The 19278-nt window shown below is 66.0% G+C and carries 19 protein-coding genes; 4 read left to right on the top strand and 15 right to left on the bottom strand.

Annotation, left to right across the window (positions count from 1 at the left end; genetic code table 11):
* The first annotated feature begins 19 nt into the window (after positions 1-19).
* Positions 20-706 (top strand): glutamine cyclotransferase, encoded by a 687-nt coding sequence (locus QZM72_RS16475; protein ID WP_089467980.1) that lies wholly within the window; start codon positions 20-22, stop codon positions 704-706.
* A gap of 122 nt (positions 707-828) precedes the next feature.
* Entirely contained in the window at positions 829-1794 is a 966-nt protein-coding gene (locus tag QZM72_RS16470) for a DMT family transporter (RefSeq protein WP_089467981.1), read from the top strand.
* Between the two features lie 42 nt (positions 1795-1836).
* Here the strand turns inward: QZM72_RS16470 and QZM72_RS16465 are convergent, their stop codons facing one another.
* Positions 1837-2160 (bottom strand): RnfH family protein, encoded by a 324-nt coding sequence (locus QZM72_RS16465; protein ID WP_089467717.1) that lies wholly within the window; start codon positions 2158-2160, stop codon positions 1837-1839.
* A gap of 4 nt (positions 2161-2164) precedes the next feature.
* On the bottom strand, positions 2165-2602 hold the full coding sequence (locus QZM72_RS16460; RefSeq protein ID WP_089467718.1) for a type II toxin-antitoxin system RatA family toxin: 438 nt from the start codon (positions 2600-2602) through the stop codon (positions 2165-2167).
* A 99-nt stretch (positions 2603-2701) separates the two neighbouring features.
* Here QZM72_RS16460 and smpB point away from each other — a divergent pair, with 99 nt between their 5' ends.
* Positions 2702-3148 carry an SsrA-binding protein SmpB gene (gene smpB, locus QZM72_RS16455; protein ID WP_006478511.1) on the top strand — a complete coding sequence of 149 codons (447 nt, stop codon included), beginning with the start codon at positions 2702-2704 and terminating at the stop codon, positions 3146-3148.
* Positions 3149-3306: 158 nt separating this feature from the next.
* Here the strand turns inward: smpB and QZM72_RS16450 are convergent, their stop codons facing one another.
* The 3 genes from QZM72_RS16450 to ppsA all read right to left on the bottom strand — a co-directional run bounded on the left by QZM72_RS16450 (position 3307) and on the right by ppsA (position 7318).
* Complete coding sequence (locus tag QZM72_RS16450) at positions 3307-4242, bottom strand: SPFH domain-containing protein (RefSeq protein ID WP_050012889.1); 936 nt, start codon at positions 4240-4242, stop codon at positions 3307-3309.
* Between the two features lie 33 nt (positions 4243-4275).
* A complete protein-coding gene (locus tag QZM72_RS16445; RefSeq protein ID WP_301738653.1) occupies positions 4276-4710 on the bottom strand; it encodes an NfeD family protein in 435 nt (144 codons plus the stop codon).
* A gap of 208 nt (positions 4711-4918) precedes the next feature.
* Entirely contained in the window at positions 4919-7318 is a 2400-nt protein-coding gene (gene ppsA, locus QZM72_RS16440; RefSeq protein WP_089467720.1) for a phosphoenolpyruvate synthase, read from the bottom strand.
* 376 nt (positions 7319-7694) lie between these two features.
* On the opposite strand from ppsA, the gene QZM72_RS16435 reads away from it, so the two are divergent.
* A complete protein-coding gene (locus QZM72_RS16435) occupies positions 7695-8510 on the top strand; it encodes a pyruvate, water dikinase regulatory protein (protein ID WP_034207652.1) in 816 nt (271 codons plus the stop codon).
* Positions 8511-8613: 103 nt separating this feature from the next.
* On the opposite strand, the gene QZM72_RS16430 is transcribed toward QZM72_RS16435, so the two are convergent.
* The 10 genes from QZM72_RS16430 to QZM72_RS16385 form a co-directional block, all read right to left on the bottom strand.
* Positions 8614-9396, bottom strand: coding sequence for an RNA methyltransferase (locus QZM72_RS16430; protein WP_089467721.1), 783 nt, complete (start codon positions 9394-9396; stop codon positions 8614-8616).
* Entirely contained in the window at positions 9393-10037 is a 645-nt protein-coding gene (rnhB, locus tag QZM72_RS16425; RefSeq protein WP_089467722.1) for a ribonuclease HII, read from the bottom strand. Before rnhB ends, QZM72_RS16430 begins: the two co-directional genes overlap by 4 nt.
* Positions 10034-11203 carry a lipid-A-disaccharide synthase gene (lpxB, locus tag QZM72_RS16420; RefSeq protein ID WP_089467723.1) on the bottom strand — a complete coding sequence of 390 codons (1170 nt, stop codon included), beginning with the start codon at positions 11201-11203 and terminating at the stop codon, positions 10034-10036. The genes rnhB and lpxB overlap by 4 nt, the downstream gene beginning before the upstream one ends.
* Before the next feature lie 3 nt (positions 11204-11206).
* Complete coding sequence (gene lpxA / locus QZM72_RS16415; protein WP_089467724.1) at positions 11207-11995, bottom strand: acyl-ACP--UDP-N-acetylglucosamine O-acyltransferase; 789 nt, start codon at positions 11993-11995, stop codon at positions 11207-11209.
* Positions 11996-12062: 67 nt separating this feature from the next.
* Complete coding sequence (fabZ, locus tag QZM72_RS16410) at positions 12063-12530, bottom strand: 3-hydroxyacyl-ACP dehydratase FabZ (RefSeq protein WP_301738652.1); 468 nt, start codon at positions 12528-12530, stop codon at positions 12063-12065.
* Positions 12531-12659: 129 nt separating this feature from the next.
* Entirely contained in the window at positions 12660-13739 is a 1080-nt protein-coding gene (lpxD, locus tag QZM72_RS16405; protein ID WP_301738651.1) for a UDP-3-O-(3-hydroxymyristoyl)glucosamine N-acyltransferase, read from the bottom strand.
* Positions 13740-13755: 16 nt separating this feature from the next.
* Positions 13756-14253 carry an OmpH family outer membrane protein gene (locus QZM72_RS16400; protein ID WP_069256978.1) on the bottom strand — a complete coding sequence of 166 codons (498 nt, stop codon included), beginning with the start codon at positions 14251-14253 and terminating at the stop codon, positions 13756-13758.
* A gap of 64 nt (positions 14254-14317) precedes the next feature.
* Positions 14318-16627: an outer membrane protein assembly factor BamA gene (gene bamA, locus QZM72_RS16395; protein ID WP_301738650.1), complete on the bottom strand. Its 2310-nt coding sequence runs from the start codon at positions 16625-16627 to the stop codon at positions 14318-14320.
* Positions 16628-16688: 61 nt separating this feature from the next.
* The gene (gene rseP / locus QZM72_RS16390; RefSeq protein ID WP_089467727.1) at positions 16689-18062 is read right to left on the bottom strand and encodes an RIP metalloprotease RseP; all 1374 of its coding nucleotides are present in this window, start codon (positions 18060-18062) and stop codon (positions 16689-16691) included.
* 11 nt (positions 18063-18073) lie between these two features.
* Positions 18074-19270 carry a 1-deoxy-D-xylulose-5-phosphate reductoisomerase gene (locus QZM72_RS16385; protein WP_089467728.1) on the bottom strand — a complete coding sequence of 399 codons (1197 nt, stop codon included), beginning with the start codon at positions 19268-19270 and terminating at the stop codon, positions 18074-18076.
* Between the last annotated feature and the right edge of the window lie 8 nt (positions 19271-19278).

The raw sequence follows: 19278 nt of genomic DNA, 5'->3' as shown, positions 1-19278 counted from the left end.
GAACGACGAGGTGACGAACATGAAACGCTCCACCGCAGACCTCCTTCACGAGTACGGCCCGTTTCCGGGCGTCGACGGCGTGCACGGCGTCACGTTCGACGGGCAGCACGTGTGGTACGCGTCCGGCGACAAGCTGAATGCGCTCGACCCCGAGCGCGGCACGATCGTCCGTTCGCTCGACGTCGCCGCGCACGCGGGCACCGCGTTCGACGGCCGCCACCTGTTCCAGATCGTCGACGACCGCATCGAGAAGATCGATCCCGAATCGGGCCACGTGCTCGCGACGATCCCCGCGCCCGGCGGCGGCGCCGATTCGGGGCTCGCGTGGGCGGAAGGCACGCTGTGGGTCGGCCAGTACAGCGCACGCAAGATTCATCAGGTGGATCCGCAGTCGGGCGCCGTGTTGCGCACGATCGAATCGAATCGCTTCGTCACCGGCGTGACGTGGGTCGACGGCGAGCTGTGGCACGGCACGTGGGAAGCCGACCGGAGCGACCTGCGACGCATCGATCCGCGCACGGGCGAAGTGCTCGAGCAGATCGACATGCCGGCCGGCGTCGGCGTCTCGGGGCTCGAATCCGACGGTCACGACCGCTTCTACTGCGGCGGCGGCAACAGCGGCAAGCTGCGTGCCGTGCGACGCCCCGCGCGCAAGCGTGCGGCCAGCGACGGCGCGGCGGCGACACCCGATTCGACAGAGGACTGATTCGCCGCGCGCCGAACCCGCTCGATGCGCCGCGCCATGCCGCGAGTGCAGGAATGAACAAGACGCCGCCGCGACGGCATCGCTAAGATGCGCGCACCTCGGTCATGTGTTCGGAGCGGTCGATGCAGCGCGGCGTGGTGTACGGTGTCCTGGCAGGCGCCCTGTGGGGCATGGTGTTTCTGGTTCCGCGGCTGCTGACCGATTTCTCGCCGCTGCTGCTGAGCGCCGGCCGCTACACGATGTACGGCCTCGTGTCGCTCGTGGCCGCCCTGCCGGCCGCCCGCTCGCTGCTTGCCCGGCTGACCCGCGAGGATCTCGTCGCCCTCGTGAGGCTCGCCGTCATCGGCAACGTCGCGTACTACATGCTGCTGTCCGGCGCCGTGCGCCTGATCGGCATCGCGCCCAGTTCGCTGATCGTCGGCGTGCTGCCCGTGACCGTCACGCTCGCGGGCCTCGGCGATCACGGCGCGATGCCGCTGCGGCGGCTCGCCGCCCCGCTCGCGCTGGTGATCGCGGGCATCGTCTGCATCAACGTCGATCTGTTTACGTCCGAAGCCGCGCACGCGACGACGCTCGCCCAAAAGCTCGCGGGCATCGCCTGCGCGGCGGGCGCGCTCGCGAGCTGGACCTGGTATGCGGTGGCGAACACGCGCTACCTGCAGCGCCATCACCGCTTCGGCGGCAACGAATGGTCGGTGCTGTGGGGTGTCGTGACGGGCCTGATCGGCGGGCTCTGCTGGCTCGCGATCCTCGCGCTGCCGGCCGGCACCGTGCAGGCGGCCGTGCCGGCATCGCGCTGGCAATTGTTCTGGCTGCTGAACCTCGCGCTCGCGATCGGCGCGTCGTGGCTGGGCAACGGGCTGTGGAACGCCGCGTCGAAGCGGCTGCCGCTGACGCTGTCGGGCCAGTTGATCGTGTTCGAAACCGTGTTCGCGATGCTGTACGCGTTCGTGTACGACCGGCGGATGCCGCATGCGCTCGAAATCGCCGCGCTCGTGCTGCTGCTCGCCGGCGTATACGGCTCGGTGCGCAAGCATGGCGACACGCCGGGCGGCGCACCGACAAACGCAAACGCCGCGGCCCACTGAGCGCCGCGGCGTTTGATCGGACGCGTCAGCGCGAACGACGCGTCAGCGCGCGTCCTTGTGCATCCACTTGCGGCCCTCGATCGAACCGTCGCGGCGGGACTTGTCGACGCGCCGCTGGCGCGCGAGCTTCGGATCGACGATCAGCGAACGGTAGATCTCGACGCGATCGTGATCGACGAGCGGCGCATCGAGCGGCGCGAGCTTGCCGTAGACGCCCGTCTTCGCGTGCACGAGATCGATCTCCGGGTGCAGCGCGAGCACGCCGCTCGCGTCGATGGCCGAGCGCACGGTCGCGCCTTCGGGCAACGACAGCGGAATCAGCGTCTGGCGGTCCGGCAGGGCATAGCAGACTTCGATCGACAGCATCGCGTCACCCCTTGCCGTAGCGCTGGTCCGCGCGCTTCACGAACGAATCGACGAACGTGTTCGCGATGTGGCTGAACACCGGCCCGATGATCTTCTCGAGCAGGATGCTCGAAAACTCGTAGTGCAGCGCGAATTCGATCTTGCACGCATCGGCGCGCAGCGGGATGAAGCGCCACGAACCCGTGAACTTCTTGAACGGCCCGTCCGCGAACTCCATGTCGATGCGCGTCGGCCGCTGCTGCGTGTTGCGCGTCGCGAAATGCTGCCTGATACCCTTGAAGTTGATGTCGATGCGCGCTTCCATCCCGCTTTCGTCCTGACGGCGAATCTCGACACCGCCGCACCAGGGCAGGAAATTGGGGTAGTCGGCCACGTCGGTGACGAGGTCGAACATCTGTTCCGCCGAGTGGCGGATCAATACGGTTTTCTGAACATCTGCCATAAATCGCGCGGCATCGCTGAAAGTGGGAAAGCCAAGCCGGGCGATTCCCGCCCCGCTTTGCTAAAATCGTGATTTTAAACGAGTTGGCCCGATCCTTTCATGAGCATCATCGACAACAGGAAAGCGCACTTCGATTATCACATCGAGGAACGCTACGAAGCGGGGCTCGTGCTGGAGGGCTGGGAAGTCAAGGCGCTGCGCGCCGGACGCGGCCAGATCAAGGAAGGCTACGTCGTGGTGAAGAACGCCGAGATCTTCCTGATCGGGACCCATATCAGCCCGCTGCCTGAAGCCTCGACGCACATCAAGCCCGACCCGGTTCGCACGCGCAAGCTGCTGCTGCACCGCGAGGAAATCAAGAAGCTGATCGGCAAGGTCGAGCAGCGCGGCTACACGCTCGTGCCGCTGAACTTCCACTACAAGGGCGGCCGCGTGAAATGCGACATCGCGCTCGCGAAGGGCAAGAAGCTGCACGACAAGCGCGAAACCGAGAAGAAACGCGACTGGGAACGCGAGAAGGCGCGCATCATGCGCGCCGGCACCTGACGCCCACCGCATTCATCGCAAACGACACGGCCCGCTCGAAGCGGGCCGTGTTGCTTTGGACTACCTGAATCGCGCGTGCCGTTTGCCCGGCTGCGCGACGATTCGTCGCACGACGATCGCACCGGGCGCCCGCACGGGCCTCGGACGGAACATCGGGCTCAGCCCTTCGCGCCGGACGCCGCCCCGGCGTTCTTGACGATCGTCAGCGCCGACGAGATCGCGGTGCCGAGATCCGACAGGTTCGACGGCACGATCAGCGTGTTGCCCTGCTTCGCGAGATTCGCGAACGCGCCGACATACTGCTCGGCGACCTTCAGGTTCACTGCATCCATCCCGCCTTGCGACTGGATCGCGCTCGCGATCTTCTGGATCGCCTGCGCGTTCGCCTCGGCCACCGCCAGAATCGCGGCGGCTTCGCCCTGCGCCTGGTTGATCGCGGCCTGCCGCTCGCCTTCGGACTTCTGGATCGCGGCTTCGCGCGCCCCCGACGCGAGGTTGATCTGTTCCTGCTTGCGGCCTTCCGATGCGGCGATCAGCGCGCGCTTTTCGCGCTCGGCGGTGATCTGCGCCTGCATCGCGTGCAGGATCTCCTTCGGCGGCGTCAGGTCCTTGATCTCGTAGCGCAGCACTTTCACGCCCCAGTTCGCCGCCGCCTGATCGAGTGCCGACACGATGTTGTGGTTGATGAAATCGCGTTCCTCGAACGTCTTGTCGAGTTCGAGCTTGCCGACCACCGAGCGCAGCGTGGTTTGCGCAAGCTGCGTGATCGCCAGCACGAAATTGCTCGACCCGTAGGACGCCTTCATCGGATCGGTCACCTGGAAATACAGCACACCGTCGACCTGCAATTGCGTGTTGTCGCGCGTGATACAGACCTGGCTCGGCACGTCGAGCGGAATTTCCTTCAGCACGTGCCGGTATGCGATGCGATCGACGAATGGCAGCACGATATTGAGACCGGGCGACAGCGTCGCGTGGTAGCGCCCGAAGCGCTCGAGCACCCATGCATGCTGCTGCGGCACGATCTTCACCGTCTTCGACACGATCACGATCGCAATGACGAGCAGGACAACCCAGATGATCAGCGAATCCATGAAATATTCTCTCCTTGTTGTATCAGCGGACGATCAGCCCGCGGGTTTCGCCACGACCACGAGGCAATTGCCGCGCACGGCGCTGACCTGGTACACGTGCGCATCGTCGCGCTCGCCGTGCGCGAGCTCGACGTCCCAGTCGGCCCCGCGATACTGCACGCGCGCGCGGCCGTCACGCCACGCGTCGACCGTGACGGTCGAGCCGATATCGAGATTGACGTCGGGATTCGTCGACGTGTCGCGCTTCTGCTTGCGGCCGAGCCCCGAACGGCGCAGCACGATCATCGCGACGATCGCGACCGCGGCCGCCGCGCCGAACTGCACGTGCGGCGCGAAACCGGCCAGTTGCAACACCCCGCCCGCGAGAAAGCCGAGCGCGATCATCAGCAGATAGAACGTGCCCGTCAGCAACTCCGCGACGACCAGCATGCCCACCCCGACCCACCAGAACAGATGCCCCGACATCATTGTGGTCTCCAGAAAAACGTCCCCGATGCTCACTATATTCGCTGCGTGCGCAACTGTGCGAAGCGGTCGGCACGCTGGAGATCGCCGCGCGTACCGACGAAAAAAAACACCCCGGTGCTTACCGGGGTGTTTATAGCACGAACCTTGCATTTTGCCTTCAACGAAAGCGCGGCGGACCGCGCTTTCGCCGAAGCTGCATGACCGACCGTTACTTGCGGTTGGCGAGCGCCTGCCACGTATCGATGATCGTGTCGGGGTTCAGCGAGATCGACACGATGCCTTCGTCCGTCAGCCATTGCGCGAAGTCCGGGTGATCGGACGGGCCCTGGCCGCAGATACCGACGTACTTGCCCATCTTGCGGCAGGTATCGATCGCACGCTTGAGCAGGAACTTGACGGCCGGGTCGCGCTCGTCGAAGTCGACGGCCAGCAGTTCCATGCCCGAATCGCGGTCGAGGCCGAGCGTGAGCTGCGTGAGGTCGTTCGAGCCGATCGAGAAACCGTCGAAGTGTTCCAGGAACTCTTCGGCGAGGATCGCGTTGGTCGGGACTTCGCACATCATCACGAGGCGCAGGCCGTTTTCGCCGCGCTTCAGGCCGAACTTCTCGAGCAGGCCGACGACGCGCTCCGCCTGCTTCACGGTCCGCACGAACGGCACCATGATCTCGACGTTGGTCAGGCCCATCTCGTCACGCACGCGCTTCAGTGCCCGGCATTCCATCTCGAACGCCTGCGCGAAGTCCTCGGCGATGTAGCGCGATGCGCCACGGAAGCCCAGCATCGGGTTTTCCTCGTCCGGCTCGTAACGCGAACCGCCGATCAGCTTCTTGTACTCGTTCGACTTGAAGTCGGACAGACGCACGATCACGGGCTTCGGATAGAACGCCGCCGCGATCGTCGCGACGCCTTCCGTCAGCTTGTCGACGTAGAACTGACGCGGCGACGCGTGACCGCGCGCGACGCTCTCGACCGCCTTCTTCAGGTCCTGGTCGATGTTCGGGTACTCGAGAATCGCCTTCGGGTGAACGCCGATGTTGTTGTTGATGATGAACTCGAGACGCGCGAGACCCACGCCGCCGTTCGGCAGTTGCGAGAAGTCGAACGCGAGCTGCGGGTTGCCGACGTTCATCATGATCTTGACCGGGATTTCCGGCAGTTCGCCGCGCTGCACTTCCGTGACTTCCGTCTCGAGCAGGCCGTCGTAGATCTTGCCTTCGTCGCCTTCCGCGCACGACACGGTGACGAGCGCGCCGTCCTTCAGCACGTCCGTTGCATCGCCGCAGCCCACGACGGCCGGCACGCCCAGCTCACGCGCGATGATCGCCGCGTGGCAGGTGCGCCCGCCCCGGTTCGTGACGATCGCCGCCGCACGCTTCATCACCGGCTCCCAGTTCGGGTCGGTCATGTCGGCCACCAGCACGTCGCCCGGCTGCACGCGTTCCATTTCCGACGGATCCTGGATCACGCGCACGGGGCCGGCGCCGATCTTCTGGCCGATCGCACGCCCCGTCGCGAGCACCTGCGACTGCCCCTTCAGCTTGAAGCGCTGCTCGGCCTTGCCGCTCGCCTGGCTCTTCACCGTTTCCGGACGCGCCTGCAGGATGAAGATCTTGCCGTCGCGGCCGTCCTTGCCCCACTCGATGTCCATCGGACGCTGGTAGTGCTTCTCGATGATGACCGCGTACTTCGCCAGCTCGATCACGTCTTCATCGGTGATCGAGTAGCGGTTGCGCTGCTCGTGCGGCACGTCGACCGTCTTCACGCGGCCCGGCTCGCCCGGCTGCGTGAATTCCATCTTGATCAGCTTCGAGCCGATCGAGCGGCGGATGATCGGGTACTTGTCCTGCGCGAGCGTCGTCTTGAACACGTAGAACTCGTCCGGGTTCACCGCGCCCTGCACGACGGTTTCGCCCAGGCCGTAGCTCGACGTGATGAACACGGCGTCCTTGAAGCCCGATTCGGTATCGATCGTGAACATCACGCCGGCGGCGCCGACGTCCGAGCGGACCATGCGCTGCACACCGGCCGACAGCGCGACTTCCGCGTGCGTGAAGCCCTTGTGCACGCGGTACGAGATCGCGCGGTCGTTGTACAGCGACGCGAACACGTGCTTCATGCGGTCGAGCACGTCGTCGATGCCGACGACGTTCAGATACGACTCCTGCTGGCCGGCGAACGATGCGTCGGGCAGGTCTTCCGCGGTCGCGGACGAGCGCACGGCGAACGACAGTTCACTCGGCGAGCCGTTCTTCAGCACTTCGAACTGCGCACGGATTTCCTGCTCGAGGCGCGGCTGCAGCGGTGCGTCGACGATCCACTTGCGGATTTCGGCACCGGCTTCGGCGAGCGCCTTCACGTCGTCGATGTCGAGGGACTCGAGACGCTTGGCGATGCGATCGGTGAGGTCGTTGTGCTTGAGGAAATCGCGGAATGCGAGCGCGGTCGTGGCGAAACCGGTGGGCACGCGCACGCCTGCTTCGGAAAGCTGGCTGATCATCTCGCCGAGCGACGCATTCTTGCCGCCCACGATCTCCACATCGGTCATCCGCAACTGCTCGAACGGAATTACATACGCCTGGTCCTTTGCGACGTTTGCTGCGTTAGTCATACAAGCCCCTAAGTGTGAAAAAAATGCTCGATCGCGCAAGTGGGCTTGGAGGCGGGCGCTTGCAAAAAGGCGCGGCGCGTCTTGCGCAACCTGTTAGATAAACATTCGCAGCGGCGAAAATCTTCCGACCCGATTTACAAAAATCCCGGCAGAAGGGCGATATTTGCAGACAAATCGCCAGACTTGCCGGGAATTCTGGAATCGCGCGGCCCAGCCGGCGGGCGCCGTTCGCGCCCTGCCCCCGCAATTGCTTATCCAACAGGTTGCCGCTATTCTACCGTGCCGGCTGCCGGATGTGGCGCGACCTTGTCACTGGGTCTGGAGGCTCGCCTCCAGCCGCCCGCGCAACTGCCCTTCACGCTCGATGTCCAGATTCATGCTGCCTACCGTATTCATCGTCTCCGACGGCACCGGGATCACTGCCGAAACCTTCGCGCATTCGATCCTCTCCCAGTTCGACCAGAAATTCCGCCTCGTGCGCGTGCCGTTCGTCGACTCGCTCGACAAGGCCTATGCGACCGTCGAGAAGATCAACGAAGCCGCCGTGCACGACGGCCGCCGTGCGATCGTGTTCACGACGCTCGTCGACAGCGAGTCGAACGACATCGTCAAGCGCTCGAACGCGCTCGTGCTCGACATGTTCCAGCGCTTCGTCGAACCGCTCGAGCAGGAACTGGAGCTCAAATCGAGCCATGCGATGGGCCGCGGCCATCAGAATGCGGACACCGAGGAATACAAGACGCGGATCGAGGCGATCAACTTCTCGCTCGCGCACGACGACGGCCAGTCGAACCGCAACCTGTCGGAGGCCGACGTGATCCTCGTCGGCGTGTCGCGCAGCGGCAAGACGCCGACGAGCCTGTACCTCGCGATGCAGTACGGCGTGAAGGCGGCCAACTATCCGCTGATTCCGGAAGACTTCGAACGCGGCAAGCTGCCGTCGGCGCTGTCGCCGTACAGCGACAAGCTGTTTGGGCTCTCGATCGACCCGCAGCGCCTGTCGGAGATCCGCAACGAGCGCCGGCCGGGCAGCAAGTACGCGGCGCCGGAGAACTGCCGCTACGAGATCAACGAGGCCGAGGCGATGATGCGCCGCGAAGGGATCAAGTGGCTGTCGTCGACGCACAAGTCGATCGAGGAAATCGCGACGACGATCCTGCAGGAAATCCGCCTCGACCGGCAGTCGTACTGAGCGTCGGCGCGCCAGCGCGACCGTCTGGCCGCCGCCCCAAGCAAAAAAGGCCGCGTCGAACGCGGCCTTTTCTCGTTTTTGCGGCGCATGCGCGCGTGCGGCGTCACGCCGGCCGCTGCTGACGCACCTGTTCGAACAGGCACACCGCGGCGGCGGCCGCCACGTTCAGCGACTCCATCCCGCCCGGCTGCGGAATCGTCACCCGATGCGTGGCCGCATCGCGCCAGAATGCCGACACGCCGGCGCCTTCGTTGCCGAACACCCACGCGACGGGCTGCGACAGGTCGCAGTCGTAGAGCGCCTGCGCGCCGTGCGAGTCGGTCAGCGCGACCGGTACGTCGAGGCGTTCGGCCAGCGCCGCCGCTTCGACGTCCTCATGGATCGACAACAGGAAATGCGCGCCCATGCCCGAACGCAGCACCTTCGACGACCACGCGTAGGCCGTCCCCGGCGCGCAGAATACGTGACGCACGCCGGCCGCCGCCGCGCTGCGCAGGATCGAGCCGACGTTGCCGGCATCCTGCACGCCGTCGAGCACGACCGACGTATGCGTCACGCGCTCCGGCAGCGGTTGCGCCGGCCGGTCGACCAGCAGCAGGAAGCCGACGCCGCTGACGACGTTCGACAACTGCCCGAACAACGCGTCCGGCAGCGTGACGATCCGCTGTGCGTCGATCCGCGCGACGATCGCCTGCGCTTCCGCGTGGCCGAGCGCGCCTTCGGTCGTCACGCACAGCTCGGGCGTCGCGCCCGTCTCGAGGTACGCGCTCGCGAGATGGAAACCTTCGAGCAGCGCCTGGCCGCTGCGGCGCTGATGGGGCGTCGAACCCGCGAGCGCCTTCAGGCGCTTGTACAGCGGGTTGTCGCGGGAAGTGATGCTTTTCATCGAATCAGGTCAAGCGCCGCACGAACCGGCGCGAACGAGCGCCGGTGCGCTTCGCACGGGCCGTGTTCGCGCAATGCGGCAAGGTGTTTCGCGGTGCCGTAGCCCGCATGTACGTTGAAACCGTACACCGGGAAGCGTTCGTGCAGGTCGACCAGCATCCGGTCGCGCGTGACCTTCGCGAGGATCGACGCGGCGGAAATGCTCGGCACGAGCGCGTCGCCGCTGACGATCGCCTCGGCGCGCACGCTCAGCGTCGGGCAGCGGTTGCCGTCGATCTGCGCGAGCGTCGGCAGCACCGACAGGCCTTCGACGGCCCGCTTCATCGCGAGCATCGTCGCGTGCAGGATGTTCAGCGTATCGATCTCGTCGACGCTCGCCGACGCGACGCAATACGCGTGCGAACGCGCGACGATCAGCTCGTACAGCATGTCGCGCTTCTTCGCGGACAGCACTTTCGAATCGTCGAGCCCGTCGATCGGCTGCGCCGGATCGAGGATCACCGCCGCGGCCACGACCGGCCCCGCAAGCGGGCCACGGCCGGCCTCGTCGACGCCGCAGACGATCTCGTCCGGGCGGCTGAAGTCGAAACCGCCCTGCACGTCGCCCGGCGCGCGGCGGCGCGGTGCACGAACTGCGGTCATGCGCGCCCCTTGCGTTGTTCGAGCACGCGCACGACGGCCTCGGCCGCCTTCGCGGCCGTGTTCTGCCGCAGCGAGAGATGCATTTCGGTAAACACTTCGGTCAGCGTGCGGCGGTTCGCGTCGTCGCGCAGCTGCGTGAGCGTCGCATCGGCGAGCGCCTCGGGCGTCGCGAAATGCTGCAGCAGCTCGGGCACGACGAAGCGCCCCGCCAGGATGTTCGGCAGGCCGACGTACGGCAGGTAGCCCTGCCGGCGCATGATCTGCCCGGTCAGCCAGGGCACCTTGTACGAGATCACCATCGGCTTCTTCAGCAGCGCGGCTTCCAGCGTGACGGTGCCGCTCTTCACGAGGATCGCGTCGGCGGCCGTCATCGCGACCTGCGAACGGCCGTCGGTGATCGTCAACGCGAGTTGCGGATGGGCATCGACGAGCGGCTGCAGCAGTTCGCGCAGCGCGGGCGTCGCGGCCGGCATCACGAACCGCACGCCGGGTTCGCGTTGCTGCATCAGCGCCATCGCCGCGAAGAACGTCGGGCCGATCAGCGCGATCTCCGAGCGCCGGCTGCCCGGCAGCACCGCGATCACGGGGCCGTCGGCCGGCAGGCCCAGTGCGATGCGCGCGCCATGCGTGTCGGGTTCGAGCGGAATGTCGTCGGCCAGCGGATGACCGACGTACGTCGATGCGACGCCGGCCTTGTCGAGGATCGCCGGCTCGAACGGGAACAGGCACAGCATGTGATCGACGGATTTCGCGATCTTCTTGATCCGGCCGCCGCGCCATGCCCAGATCGACGGGCACACGAAGTGGATCGACGGGATGCCCGCGTCGCGCGCCGCCTGTTCGACGCTGAAGTTGAAATCGGGCGCGTCGACGCCGATGAACGCGTCCGGCCGCTCGGCGAGCAGCTGGCGCTTCAGTTCGCCGCGAATCCGCAGGATCTCGGGAATCTGGCCCAGCGCCTCGACATAGCCGCGCACGGTCAGCTTGTCCATCTGCCAGTGCGAGTCGAAGCCCTGCGCGATCATGCGCGGCCCGCCGATCCCGTAATACTGGGCCGCTTCGGGCAGCCGCTCGCGCAGCCCGCCGAGCAGCGACGCCGCGAGCAGGTCGCCCGACGGCTCGCCGGCCACCATCGCGAGCCGGAGCTGATGGGTGGTGAGCGGCATCGCTTAGCGGATGATGCCGCGTTGCGACGCGTCGATGAACTCGACGAGCGCCTTCACCGGTGCGTCGCCGTCGCCGCCCGCTTCCGCGAGCTCGCGCAACTGCACCTTCGCTTCCTCCAGCGACAGGCCGTTCTTGTACAGCAGGCGGTACGCGCTGCGCAGCGCGGAGATCGCGTCGGGCGAGAAGCCGCGCCGGCGCAGCCCTTCGACGTTGATCCCGTGCGGCTCGGCCTTGTTGCCGGCAGCGATCACGAACGGCGGGATGTCCTGCACGAGCGCCGACGCGCCGCCCAGCATCGAATGCGCGCCGATGCGCACGAACTGGTGCACGCCCGACATGCCGCCGACGATCGCGAAATCGCCGATCTCGACGTGGCCGGCCATCTGCGCGTTGCTCGACAGGATCACGTTGTTGCCGACGCGGCAGTCGTGGCCGATGTGCACGTAGGCCATGATCCAGTTGTCGTCGCCGAGCGTCGTCACGCCGACGTCCTGCACGGTGCCCGTGTGGATCGTCGTGAATTCGCGGATCGTGTTGCGGTTGCCGATCACGAGCTTCGTCGGCTCGTCCTTGTACTTCATGTCCTGCGGACGGCCGCCGACCGATGCGTAATGGCCGATGCGATTGTCCTCGCCGAGCGTCGTATGGCCTTCGATCACGCTGTGCGAGCCGATCGTCGTGCGCGCGCCGATCGTGACGTGCGGGCCGACGATCGCGTACGGGCCGATCTCGACCGATTCGTCGATCTGCGCGCCCGGCTCGACGATCGCGGTAGGATGAATCCTGGTCATGCGCCGTTGCCTCTCGATATGATGTGTCGCGTTGTTCGCGTGATGTTACCCATGCGTGCCGCGTCGCTCAGGGCGCCGCGTCGGCCGTCTTGACCGTGCACATCAGCTCGGCTTCCGCCACCACCTTGCCGTCCACTTCCGCCACCGCCTTGAACTTCCAGATGCCGCGGATGTAGCGCTCGAACGTCACGTTCAGGATCAGCTGGTCGCCCGGTTCGACCACACGCTTGAAGCGCGCGCCGTCGATCCCGACGAAGTAATACAGCGTGTTCTCCGGATCCTTCGGCTGCTCTTCCGCGAACGTCAACAGCGCGGCGGCCTGCGCGAGCGCCTCGAGAATCAGCACGCCCGGCATCACCGGCCGCTTCGGGAAGTGCCCCTGGAAAAACGGCTCGTTGATCGACACGTTCTTCAGCGCTTTGATCCCTTTGTGCGGTTCGAGTTCGAGCACGCGGTCGACGAGCAGAATCGGGTAGCGATGCGGCAGCAGCGTGAGGATCTTGTGGATGTCGAGATTGATTTTTTCAGTGCTCATGATGGTTCGTCTCACGCAGAGGCTGCGCGGTGGTGATGCAAAGGCTGAAGCGGGCCGCCGCGCGGCCCAGTCTGGCAAACCGGGCCGGTTGCGCTGGCCGTGCCCGGTTCGTGGTCTCGCATGATGGGCTCAGGCGCCCGCGCCGCCCTGGGCGGCGAGCGCGGCTTCGAGCGCCTTGATGCGCTCGCGCAGCTTGTCGAGATTGCGCACGAGCGCGGCGCTCTTGTTCCATTCGCCGTGGTCGACGGCCGGGAACGCGCTGGTATAGATGCCGGCCTTCGGCAGCGACTTCGATACGCCCGACTTCGCGGTGATGATCACATAGTCGCCGAGCGTCACGTGGCCGGCGATCCCTGCCGCGCCGCCGATCATGCAATGGCGGCCGATCGTCGTGCTGCCCGCGATGCCGGCGCTGCCGGCGATCACCGTGTACGCGCCGATCCGGCAGTTGTGACCGATCTGCACCTGGTTGTCGATCTTCACGCACTCCTCGATGACGGTATCCGCCATCGCGCCGCGGTCGATCGTCGTGTTCGCGCCGATTTCGACGTCCGGGCCGATCGTCACGCCGCCGACCTGCGGGATCTTGACCCAGCTGCCGGTGCGCGCGTCGCCGTCGCCGACGAAATCCGGTGCGAAACCGAAGCCGTCGGAGCCGATCACGGCGCCCGAATGGACGATCGCGCGCGGGCCGATCTTGCAGCCGTGGTACACCGATGCGTTCGGATAGAAATGCGAGCCGGCGCCGATCGTCGTGCCGCGGCCGATGAATACGTTCGCGTCGAGCTGCACGCCGTCTTCGATCACCGCGCCGGCCTCGATCGTCACGTGCGGGCCGATCACCGCGGTCGCGGCGACCTGCGCGGCCGGATCGATCGTCGCGCTCGGATGCACGCCGGCCGCGCGCGGCGGCGTGGCGAGATCGATGAACATCTGCGCGACGCGCGCGAAGTACGCGTACGGATTCGGCGTCACGATGAAATTGCGACCTTTCGCGGCCGCGCCCAGCTTTTCCAGATCCTTCGGCGCGATCAGCACCGCGCCGGCGCGGGTCGTCTCGACCTGCGACAGGTACTTCGGGTTCGCGAGAAACGCGAGTTGCTGAGGGCCTGCCTGGTCGAGCGGCGCGAGGCCGCCGACCGTGCACTGTGCATCGCCGGCGATCTCGCCGCCGAACCGCGTTACGAGTGCCTCAAGCGTCAATGCCATTCGTCGTCTGCTCCGTTCAGTTCGTCGAGCCGGACGCGAGCGCCTTGAGCACCTTGTCGGTGATGTCGATGCGCGGGCTGACGTACACGGCTTCCTGCACGATCAGGTCGTAATTCTGCTGCTCGGCGATCTGCTTGATGACCTTGTTCGCCTTTTCGAGCACGGCTGCCAGCTCTTCGTTGCGACGCTGGTTCAGGTCTTCGCGGAACTCGCGCTGCTTGCGCTGGAAGTCGGTGTCGAGCTGCGCGAGATCGCGCTGCTTTTGCGCGCGATCGGCCGCCGACAGCGACGTGCCGTTCTTGTCCAGCGAATCGGACATCGACTTCAGGCGTGCCGCCAGGTCCTGCAGATCCTTGTCACGCTTCGCGAACTCGGCTTCGAGCTTCGTCTGCGCCGCCTTCGCGGGTGCCGACTCGCGCAGGATCCGATCCGAATTGACCGCCGCGATGCGGGCGACGTCCTGTGCGTGCACCGTTGCCGCGCCCAAGGCCAGCGCAACGGTTAGCGCGCACATCACTCGTTTCGAAAACTTACCGGTTAGCAAAATTACCCTCTCGTTGCTGTTGTCATGCGTTCGGTCAGAACGCCGTCCCGATCTGGAACTGGAATTTCTGGTACTGGTCGCCTTCGTGCTTCTGCAGCGGGAAGCCGAGGCTCAGCTTCAGCGGGCCGATCGGCGAGATCCACGCGAGGCCCACGCCGTAGCCGTAGCGCAGGCCGTTCGCGCCCGTACTCGTGCCGCCCGGCGCGTTGCCCCACACGTTACCGCCGTCGAGGAACGTGAACACGCGCAGCGTGCGGTCGTAGCCCGTGCCCGGCAGCGGGAACGTCAGCTCGATGTTGCCGACGACCATCTTCGAACCGCCGATCGGGTCGTTCGTCTTCGTGTCGCGCGGGCCCAGCGAGCTCGGCTCGTAGCCCCGCACGGAGCCGATACCGCCCGCGTAGTAGTTCTTGAAGATCGGATACGGGTTGCCGATACCGTTACCGTAGCCGCCTTGCAGGTTCAGGCCCAGGATGAAGCCGCGCGAGAACGAATAGTAGTACTGCGCCTGCAGGTCGGCCTTGTAGTACTGGATCTTGCCGACTGGCACGCCGTACTCCATGTTCGCCTGCGTGAAGTAGCCGCGGCTCGGAATCAGCGCGCTGTCACGCGCGTCGCGCGACCATGCGACCGTCAGCGGCACCGTGTTCGACACGCGGCCGAACTCGTTCACGTAGTCCTGGTAGCTCTGCGGCGTGTTCGAATCGACGTCGAGGCGGTTCTGCTCGAAGCCCGCGCCGAAGTAGACGGTGTCGACTTCCGAGAACGGAATGCCGAACTTCAGGTTGCCGCCCGCGCTGATGATCCGGAAGCTCGAGCTCGTCGAATAGTAGAGCGGCTGGTACGTGCGGTAGAACACGTCCGTGATCCGCTTGATGCCGTCGACCGTGAAGTACGGGTCGACCTGCGTGACGGTCAGCGTGCGGTAGCTCTTCGCGGTGTTGACGTTCACCGACAGGCTCGTGCCCGAACCGAACACGTTGTCCTGCGACACGCCGGCCGACAGCACGACCTTGTCCGTCGACGAGAAGCCTGCGCCCAGCGTGATCGCGCCGGTCGGCTTTTCGTCGACCTTCACGTTCACGTCGACCTGGTCGTTCGTGCCTTCCACCGGCACCGTCGTCACGTCGACGTTGGTGAAGTAGCCGAGGCGGTTCACGCGGTCCTTCGACAGCGCGAGGCGGTTCGAGTCGAACCACGAGCTTTCGAGCTGGCGCATTTCGCGGCGCACCACTTCGTCGCGCGTGCGCGTGTTGCCGACCACGTTGATGCGGCGCACGTACACGCGGCGGCTCGGATCGACGACGAGGTTCAGGTTAACCTTGTGGTTCGCCTGGTCGATGTCCGGCTGCGCGTTGACGGTCGCGAATGCGTAGCCGTATTCGCCGAGCTTGTCGACGATCGACTTGGTGGTCTGCTGCAGCTTTTCCGCCGAGAAGCGGTCGCCCGGCTTGATCTTGATCAGCTTGTTGAGCTCGGCCTCGCGATCGAGCAGGTTGCCCGACAGCTTGATGCCCGACACCGTGTACGGTTCGCCTTCGTGCAGCGTGACCGTCAGGTACATGTCCTTCTTGTCCGGCGAGATCGACACCTGGGTCGACTCGATATTGAACTCGAGGTAGCCGCGGTTCAGGTAGTACGAGCGCACGGCCTCGAGGTCGCCCGTGAGCTTTTCCTTCGAGTACAGGTCGTTCTTCGTGTACCAGGAGAACCAGTTCGGCGTCGACAGCTGCATCTCGTCGCGCAGCGTGCTGGTGCTGAACGCCTTGTTGCCGATGAAGTTGATCTGGCGGATCTTCGCGCTCGGGCCTTCGGCCACCGCGAACAGGATCGACACGCGGTTCGCGTCGACCGGCGTGATCGTCGTCTTGACCTCGGCCGCATAGAAGCCGCGCGTCAGGTACTGGCGCTTGAGCTCCTGCTCCGCCTTGTCGACGAGCGCCTTGTCGTAGTAGCGGCCATCGGCCAAGCCGACCGCGCGCAGCGCCTTCGTCAGGTTGTCCTTGTCGAATTCCTTCGTGCCGGTGAAGTCGATCGACGCGATGGCCGGACGCTCCTGCACCTGCACGATGACGACGTTGCCCTGCGTGGCGATGCGCACGTCGTTGAAAAAGCCCGTCGCGTACAACGCGCGGATTGCTTCGGATGCCTTGTCGTCCGTGAAGGTATCGCCCTGCTTGATCGGCAGATAGGCGAACACCGAACCCGCTTCGACGCGCTGCAGCCCCTCGATCTTGATGTCTTGCACCACGAACGGTGCCGCTGCATGCGCCGCGAGGCCGTGCGCGGCGAGCGCGGCCGCTGCAACTGTCTTAGGTACAAAGCGATGAGGTTTGAACAACATGCATCCCCAATATTTAGCTGCATCAAATCAGGCGGCTGACCAGCGGCCGCCGCCTGACGCTTCAGAAATGGATTAACCGAGCCAGATCGTTGAACAGCGCGATCGCCGACAACGCGACGATGCAGATCAACCCGGCTCTTTGCAGAATCAGCTGCCAGCGCTCCGAGACGGCTTTCCCGGTCGCGGCTTCAACCGCATAATATAACAGATGCCCCCCGTCCAAAACGGGAATCGGCAACAAGTTCAGGACGCCAAGGCTAATGCTGACAAGGGCGAGGAACGACAGGAACGCCGACGGACCGAGCCGCGCGCTCTTGCCTGCGTAGTCGGCGATCGTCACCGGGCCGGACAGGTTCTTCAGCGACGCGTTGCCCGTGATCATCCGCCCGAACATCTTCAGCGAATACACGGAAATGTCCCACGTGCGGTGCGCGCCGAGCCGCAGGCTCTCGATCGGCCCGTAGCGCACGTCCACCGACGGCGCGTGCATCGACAGCGCCGCGCCGATCCGGCCGACCTGCTGCCCCGATTCGTCGTCGCGCTGCCTCTGCGGCACGATCGGCACCGTCTGCGCGGCGCCGCTGCGCTCGATCCGCAACTCGAGCGGCTGGCCCGCATGGTGCTTCACCGCGTCGATGAAGCGCGACGCGCCGCCGATCGGCTTGCCGTCGAGCGCGACCAGCTTGTCGCCGACCTTCAGGCCGGCCTGCTCCGCCGCGCTGCCCGGCTGCACCGACGCGACCGACAACGTGCCGCCGCCGGCCTCGAAGCCCAGATGGGCCATGAAGTCGTCGTCGAGCTGGCTGTCGGGGACGTTGCGGAGATCGACGCGGAAATCGAACGTCGCATTGCCGTCGCGCGCGCCGAGCACGACCTCGCGATGGTCGAACGCGGCCGCCAGCAGCTTCCAGCGCAGGTCCGACCACGACCGCACCGGCTCGGACTCGCCGCCCTGCGCGTTTCGGATCGACACCACCGTCTCGCTGCCGTCGAAACCCGCCCGGGCCGCCGCCGTGCCGGCGGCCGGCGACGCGACGATCGCGGCCGGCTCGGTCACGCCAGTGGCGAATACGAAGGAAAACAGTGCGATTGCCAGCAGGAAGTTCGCAATCGGGCCGGCCGCGACGATCGCGATGCGCTTGTAGACCGACTGGCGGTTGAATGCCTGGCCGAGCTCGTCGGCCGGAATGCCGCCGGGGCCTGGATCGCGCTCGTCGAGCATCTTCACGTAGCCGCCGAGCGGTAGCGCGGACAGCGTCCACTCGGTGCCCGTCTTGCGGCTGACCCAGCGTGCGACGGGCTGGCCGAAGCCGATCGAGAAACGCAGCACCTTCACGCCGCACCAGCGCGCGACGCGATAGTGTCCGTACTCATGCACGACGACCAGTACCCCGATCGCCACCGCAAACGCGACCAGTTCGACCAGCACGTTCATGAGCACCCCATTCAGACCGTACGCTCCACGCGGGGCGCAGGCGCTTTCGCAATGATCGCGGCGGCGAGGCGGCGAGCCTCGGCATCGGCCGCGAGGACGTCGTCGAGCCCGTCGGGCGCGCGGTTCGGCAGCGCGTCGAGCACCGCGTCGACCGTCGCCGCGATCGCCATGAAGCCGATCCGGCGCTCGAGAAAGGCTTCGACCGCCACTTCGTTCGCCGCGTTCAATGCGGCGCTCGCGATACCGCCTTCCTCGAGCGCCTTCAGCGCGAGCGCGAGGCACGGGAAGCGCGCGTAATCGGGTTTCTCGAACGACAGCTGGGCGATCTGCGCGAGATCGAGCGGGTCGACGCCGGCGTCGACGCGCTCGGGGAACGCGAGTGCGTGTGCGATCGGCGTGCGCATGTCGGGGTTGCCGAGCTGCGCGAGCACCGAGCCGTCACGGTACGACACGAGCGAATGAATCACGCTCTGCGGATGGATCAGCACGTCGATCCGGTCGCCCGGCAGCCCGAAGATCCAGTGCGCCTCGATCACTTCGAGGCCCTTGTTCATCATCGTCGCGGAATCGACCGAGATCTTGCGGCCCATCACCCAGTTCGGATGCTTGCACGCCTCGTCCGGCGTCACGTCGACGAGCGTGGCAGGTTCACGCGTGCGGAACGGGCCGCCCGACGCGGTCAGGATGATCTTCGAGATCCCGCCGTGCTCGGCCGCGTCGCGCGGCATGCACTGGAAGATCGCGTTGTGTTCGCTGTCGACCGGCAGCAGGATCGCGCCATGGTCGCGCACGGCGTCCATGAAGATCGCGCCCGACATCACGAGCGCTTCCTTGTTCGCGAGCAGGATCCGCTTGCCGGCGCGTGCGGCCGCCAGGCTCGGCGCAAGGCCGGCCGCGCCGACGATCGCCGCGACCACCGTGTCGCAGCCATCGCTCTTCGACACGTCGACGAGCGCCTGCGGCCCGTGCAGCACGACCGTCTTGCTGCCCGCCGCGCGCAGTTTCGCGTCGACCTGCGCGGCCGTCGCGGCATCGCCGACCACCGCCACTTCGGGCGCGAAGCGCAGACACTGCTCGACGAGCTTGTCGCCGTTGCGGTGCGCGGTGAGCGCGTAGACGGAGAAGCGCTCGGGATGGCGCGCGACCACGTCGAGCGTGCTGTCTCCGATCGAGCCCGTGGAACCGAGCAATGTCAGACGTTTTTGCATAACAGAAA

This window comes from Burkholderia sp. AU45388 (genome assembly GCF_030481585.1).
GTDB classification, from domain to species: domain Bacteria; phylum Pseudomonadota; class Gammaproteobacteria; order Burkholderiales; family Burkholderiaceae; genus Burkholderia; species Burkholderia sola.
This window is presented reverse-complemented; position numbering and strand designations above follow the sequence as displayed.

Coding starts and splice junctions, on each gene's coding strand:
- lpxB (WP_089467723.1), bottom strand. CDS start 11,203: ATGCCGCTCACCACCCATCAGCTCCGGCTCGCGATGGTGGCCGGCGAG.
- QZM72_RS16460 (WP_089467718.1), bottom strand. CDS start 2,602: ATGGCAGATGTTCAGAAAACCGTATTGATCCGCCACTCGGCGGAACAG.
- ppsA (WP_089467720.1), bottom strand. CDS start 7,318: ATGACTAACGCAGCAAACGTCGCAAAGGACCAGGCGTATGTAATTCCG.
- QZM72_RS16450 (WP_050012889.1), bottom strand. CDS start 4,242: ATGGATTCGCTGATCATCTGGGTTGTCCTGCTCGTCATTGCGATCGTG.
- QZM72_RS16385 (WP_089467728.1), bottom strand. CDS start 19,270: ATGCAAAAACGTCTGACATTGCTCGGTTCCACGGGCTCGATCGGAGAC.
- smpB (WP_006478511.1), top strand. CDS start 2,702: ATGAGCATCATCGACAACAGGAAAGCGCACTTCGATTATCACATCGAG.
- lpxD (WP_301738651.1), bottom strand. CDS start 13,739: ATGGCATTGACGCTTGAGGCACTCGTAACGCGGTTCGGCGGCGAGATC.
- lpxA (WP_089467724.1), bottom strand. CDS start 11,995: ATGACCAGGATTCATCCTACCGCGATCGTCGAGCCGGGCGCGCAGATC.
- QZM72_RS16430 (WP_089467721.1), bottom strand. CDS start 9,396: ATGAAAAGCATCACTTCCCGCGACAACCCGCTGTACAAGCGCCTGAAG.
- rseP (WP_089467727.1), bottom strand. CDS start 18,062: ATGAACGTGCTGGTCGAACTGGTCGCGTTTGCGGTGGCGATCGGGGTA.
- fabZ (WP_301738652.1), bottom strand. CDS start 12,530: ATGAGCACTGAAAAAATCAATCTCGACATCCACAAGATCCTCACGCTG.
- bamA (WP_301738650.1), bottom strand. CDS start 16,627: ATGTTGTTCAAACCTCATCGCTTTGTACCTAAGACAGTTGCAGCGGCC.
- rnhB (WP_089467722.1), bottom strand. CDS start 10,037: ATGACCGCAGTTCGTGCACCGCGCCGCCGCGCGCCGGGCGACGTGCAG.
- QZM72_RS16470 (WP_089467981.1), top strand. CDS start 829: ATGCAGCGCGGCGTGGTGTACGGTGTCCTGGCAGGCGCCCTGTGGGGC.
- QZM72_RS16445 (WP_301738653.1), bottom strand. CDS start 4,710: ATGATGTCGGGGCATCTGTTCTGGTGGGTCGGGGTGGGCATGCTGGTC.
- QZM72_RS16475 (WP_089467980.1), top strand. CDS start 20: ATGAAACGCTCCACCGCAGACCTCCTTCACGAGTACGGCCCGTTTCCG.
- QZM72_RS16435 (WP_034207652.1), top strand. CDS start 7,695: ATGCTGCCTACCGTATTCATCGTCTCCGACGGCACCGGGATCACTGCC.
- QZM72_RS16400 (WP_069256978.1), bottom strand. CDS start 14,253: ATGTGCGCGCTAACCGTTGCGCTGGCCTTGGGCGCGGCAACGGTGCAC.
- QZM72_RS16465 (WP_089467717.1), bottom strand. CDS start 2,160: ATGCTGTCGATCGAAGTCTGCTATGCCCTGCCGGACCGCCAGACGCTG.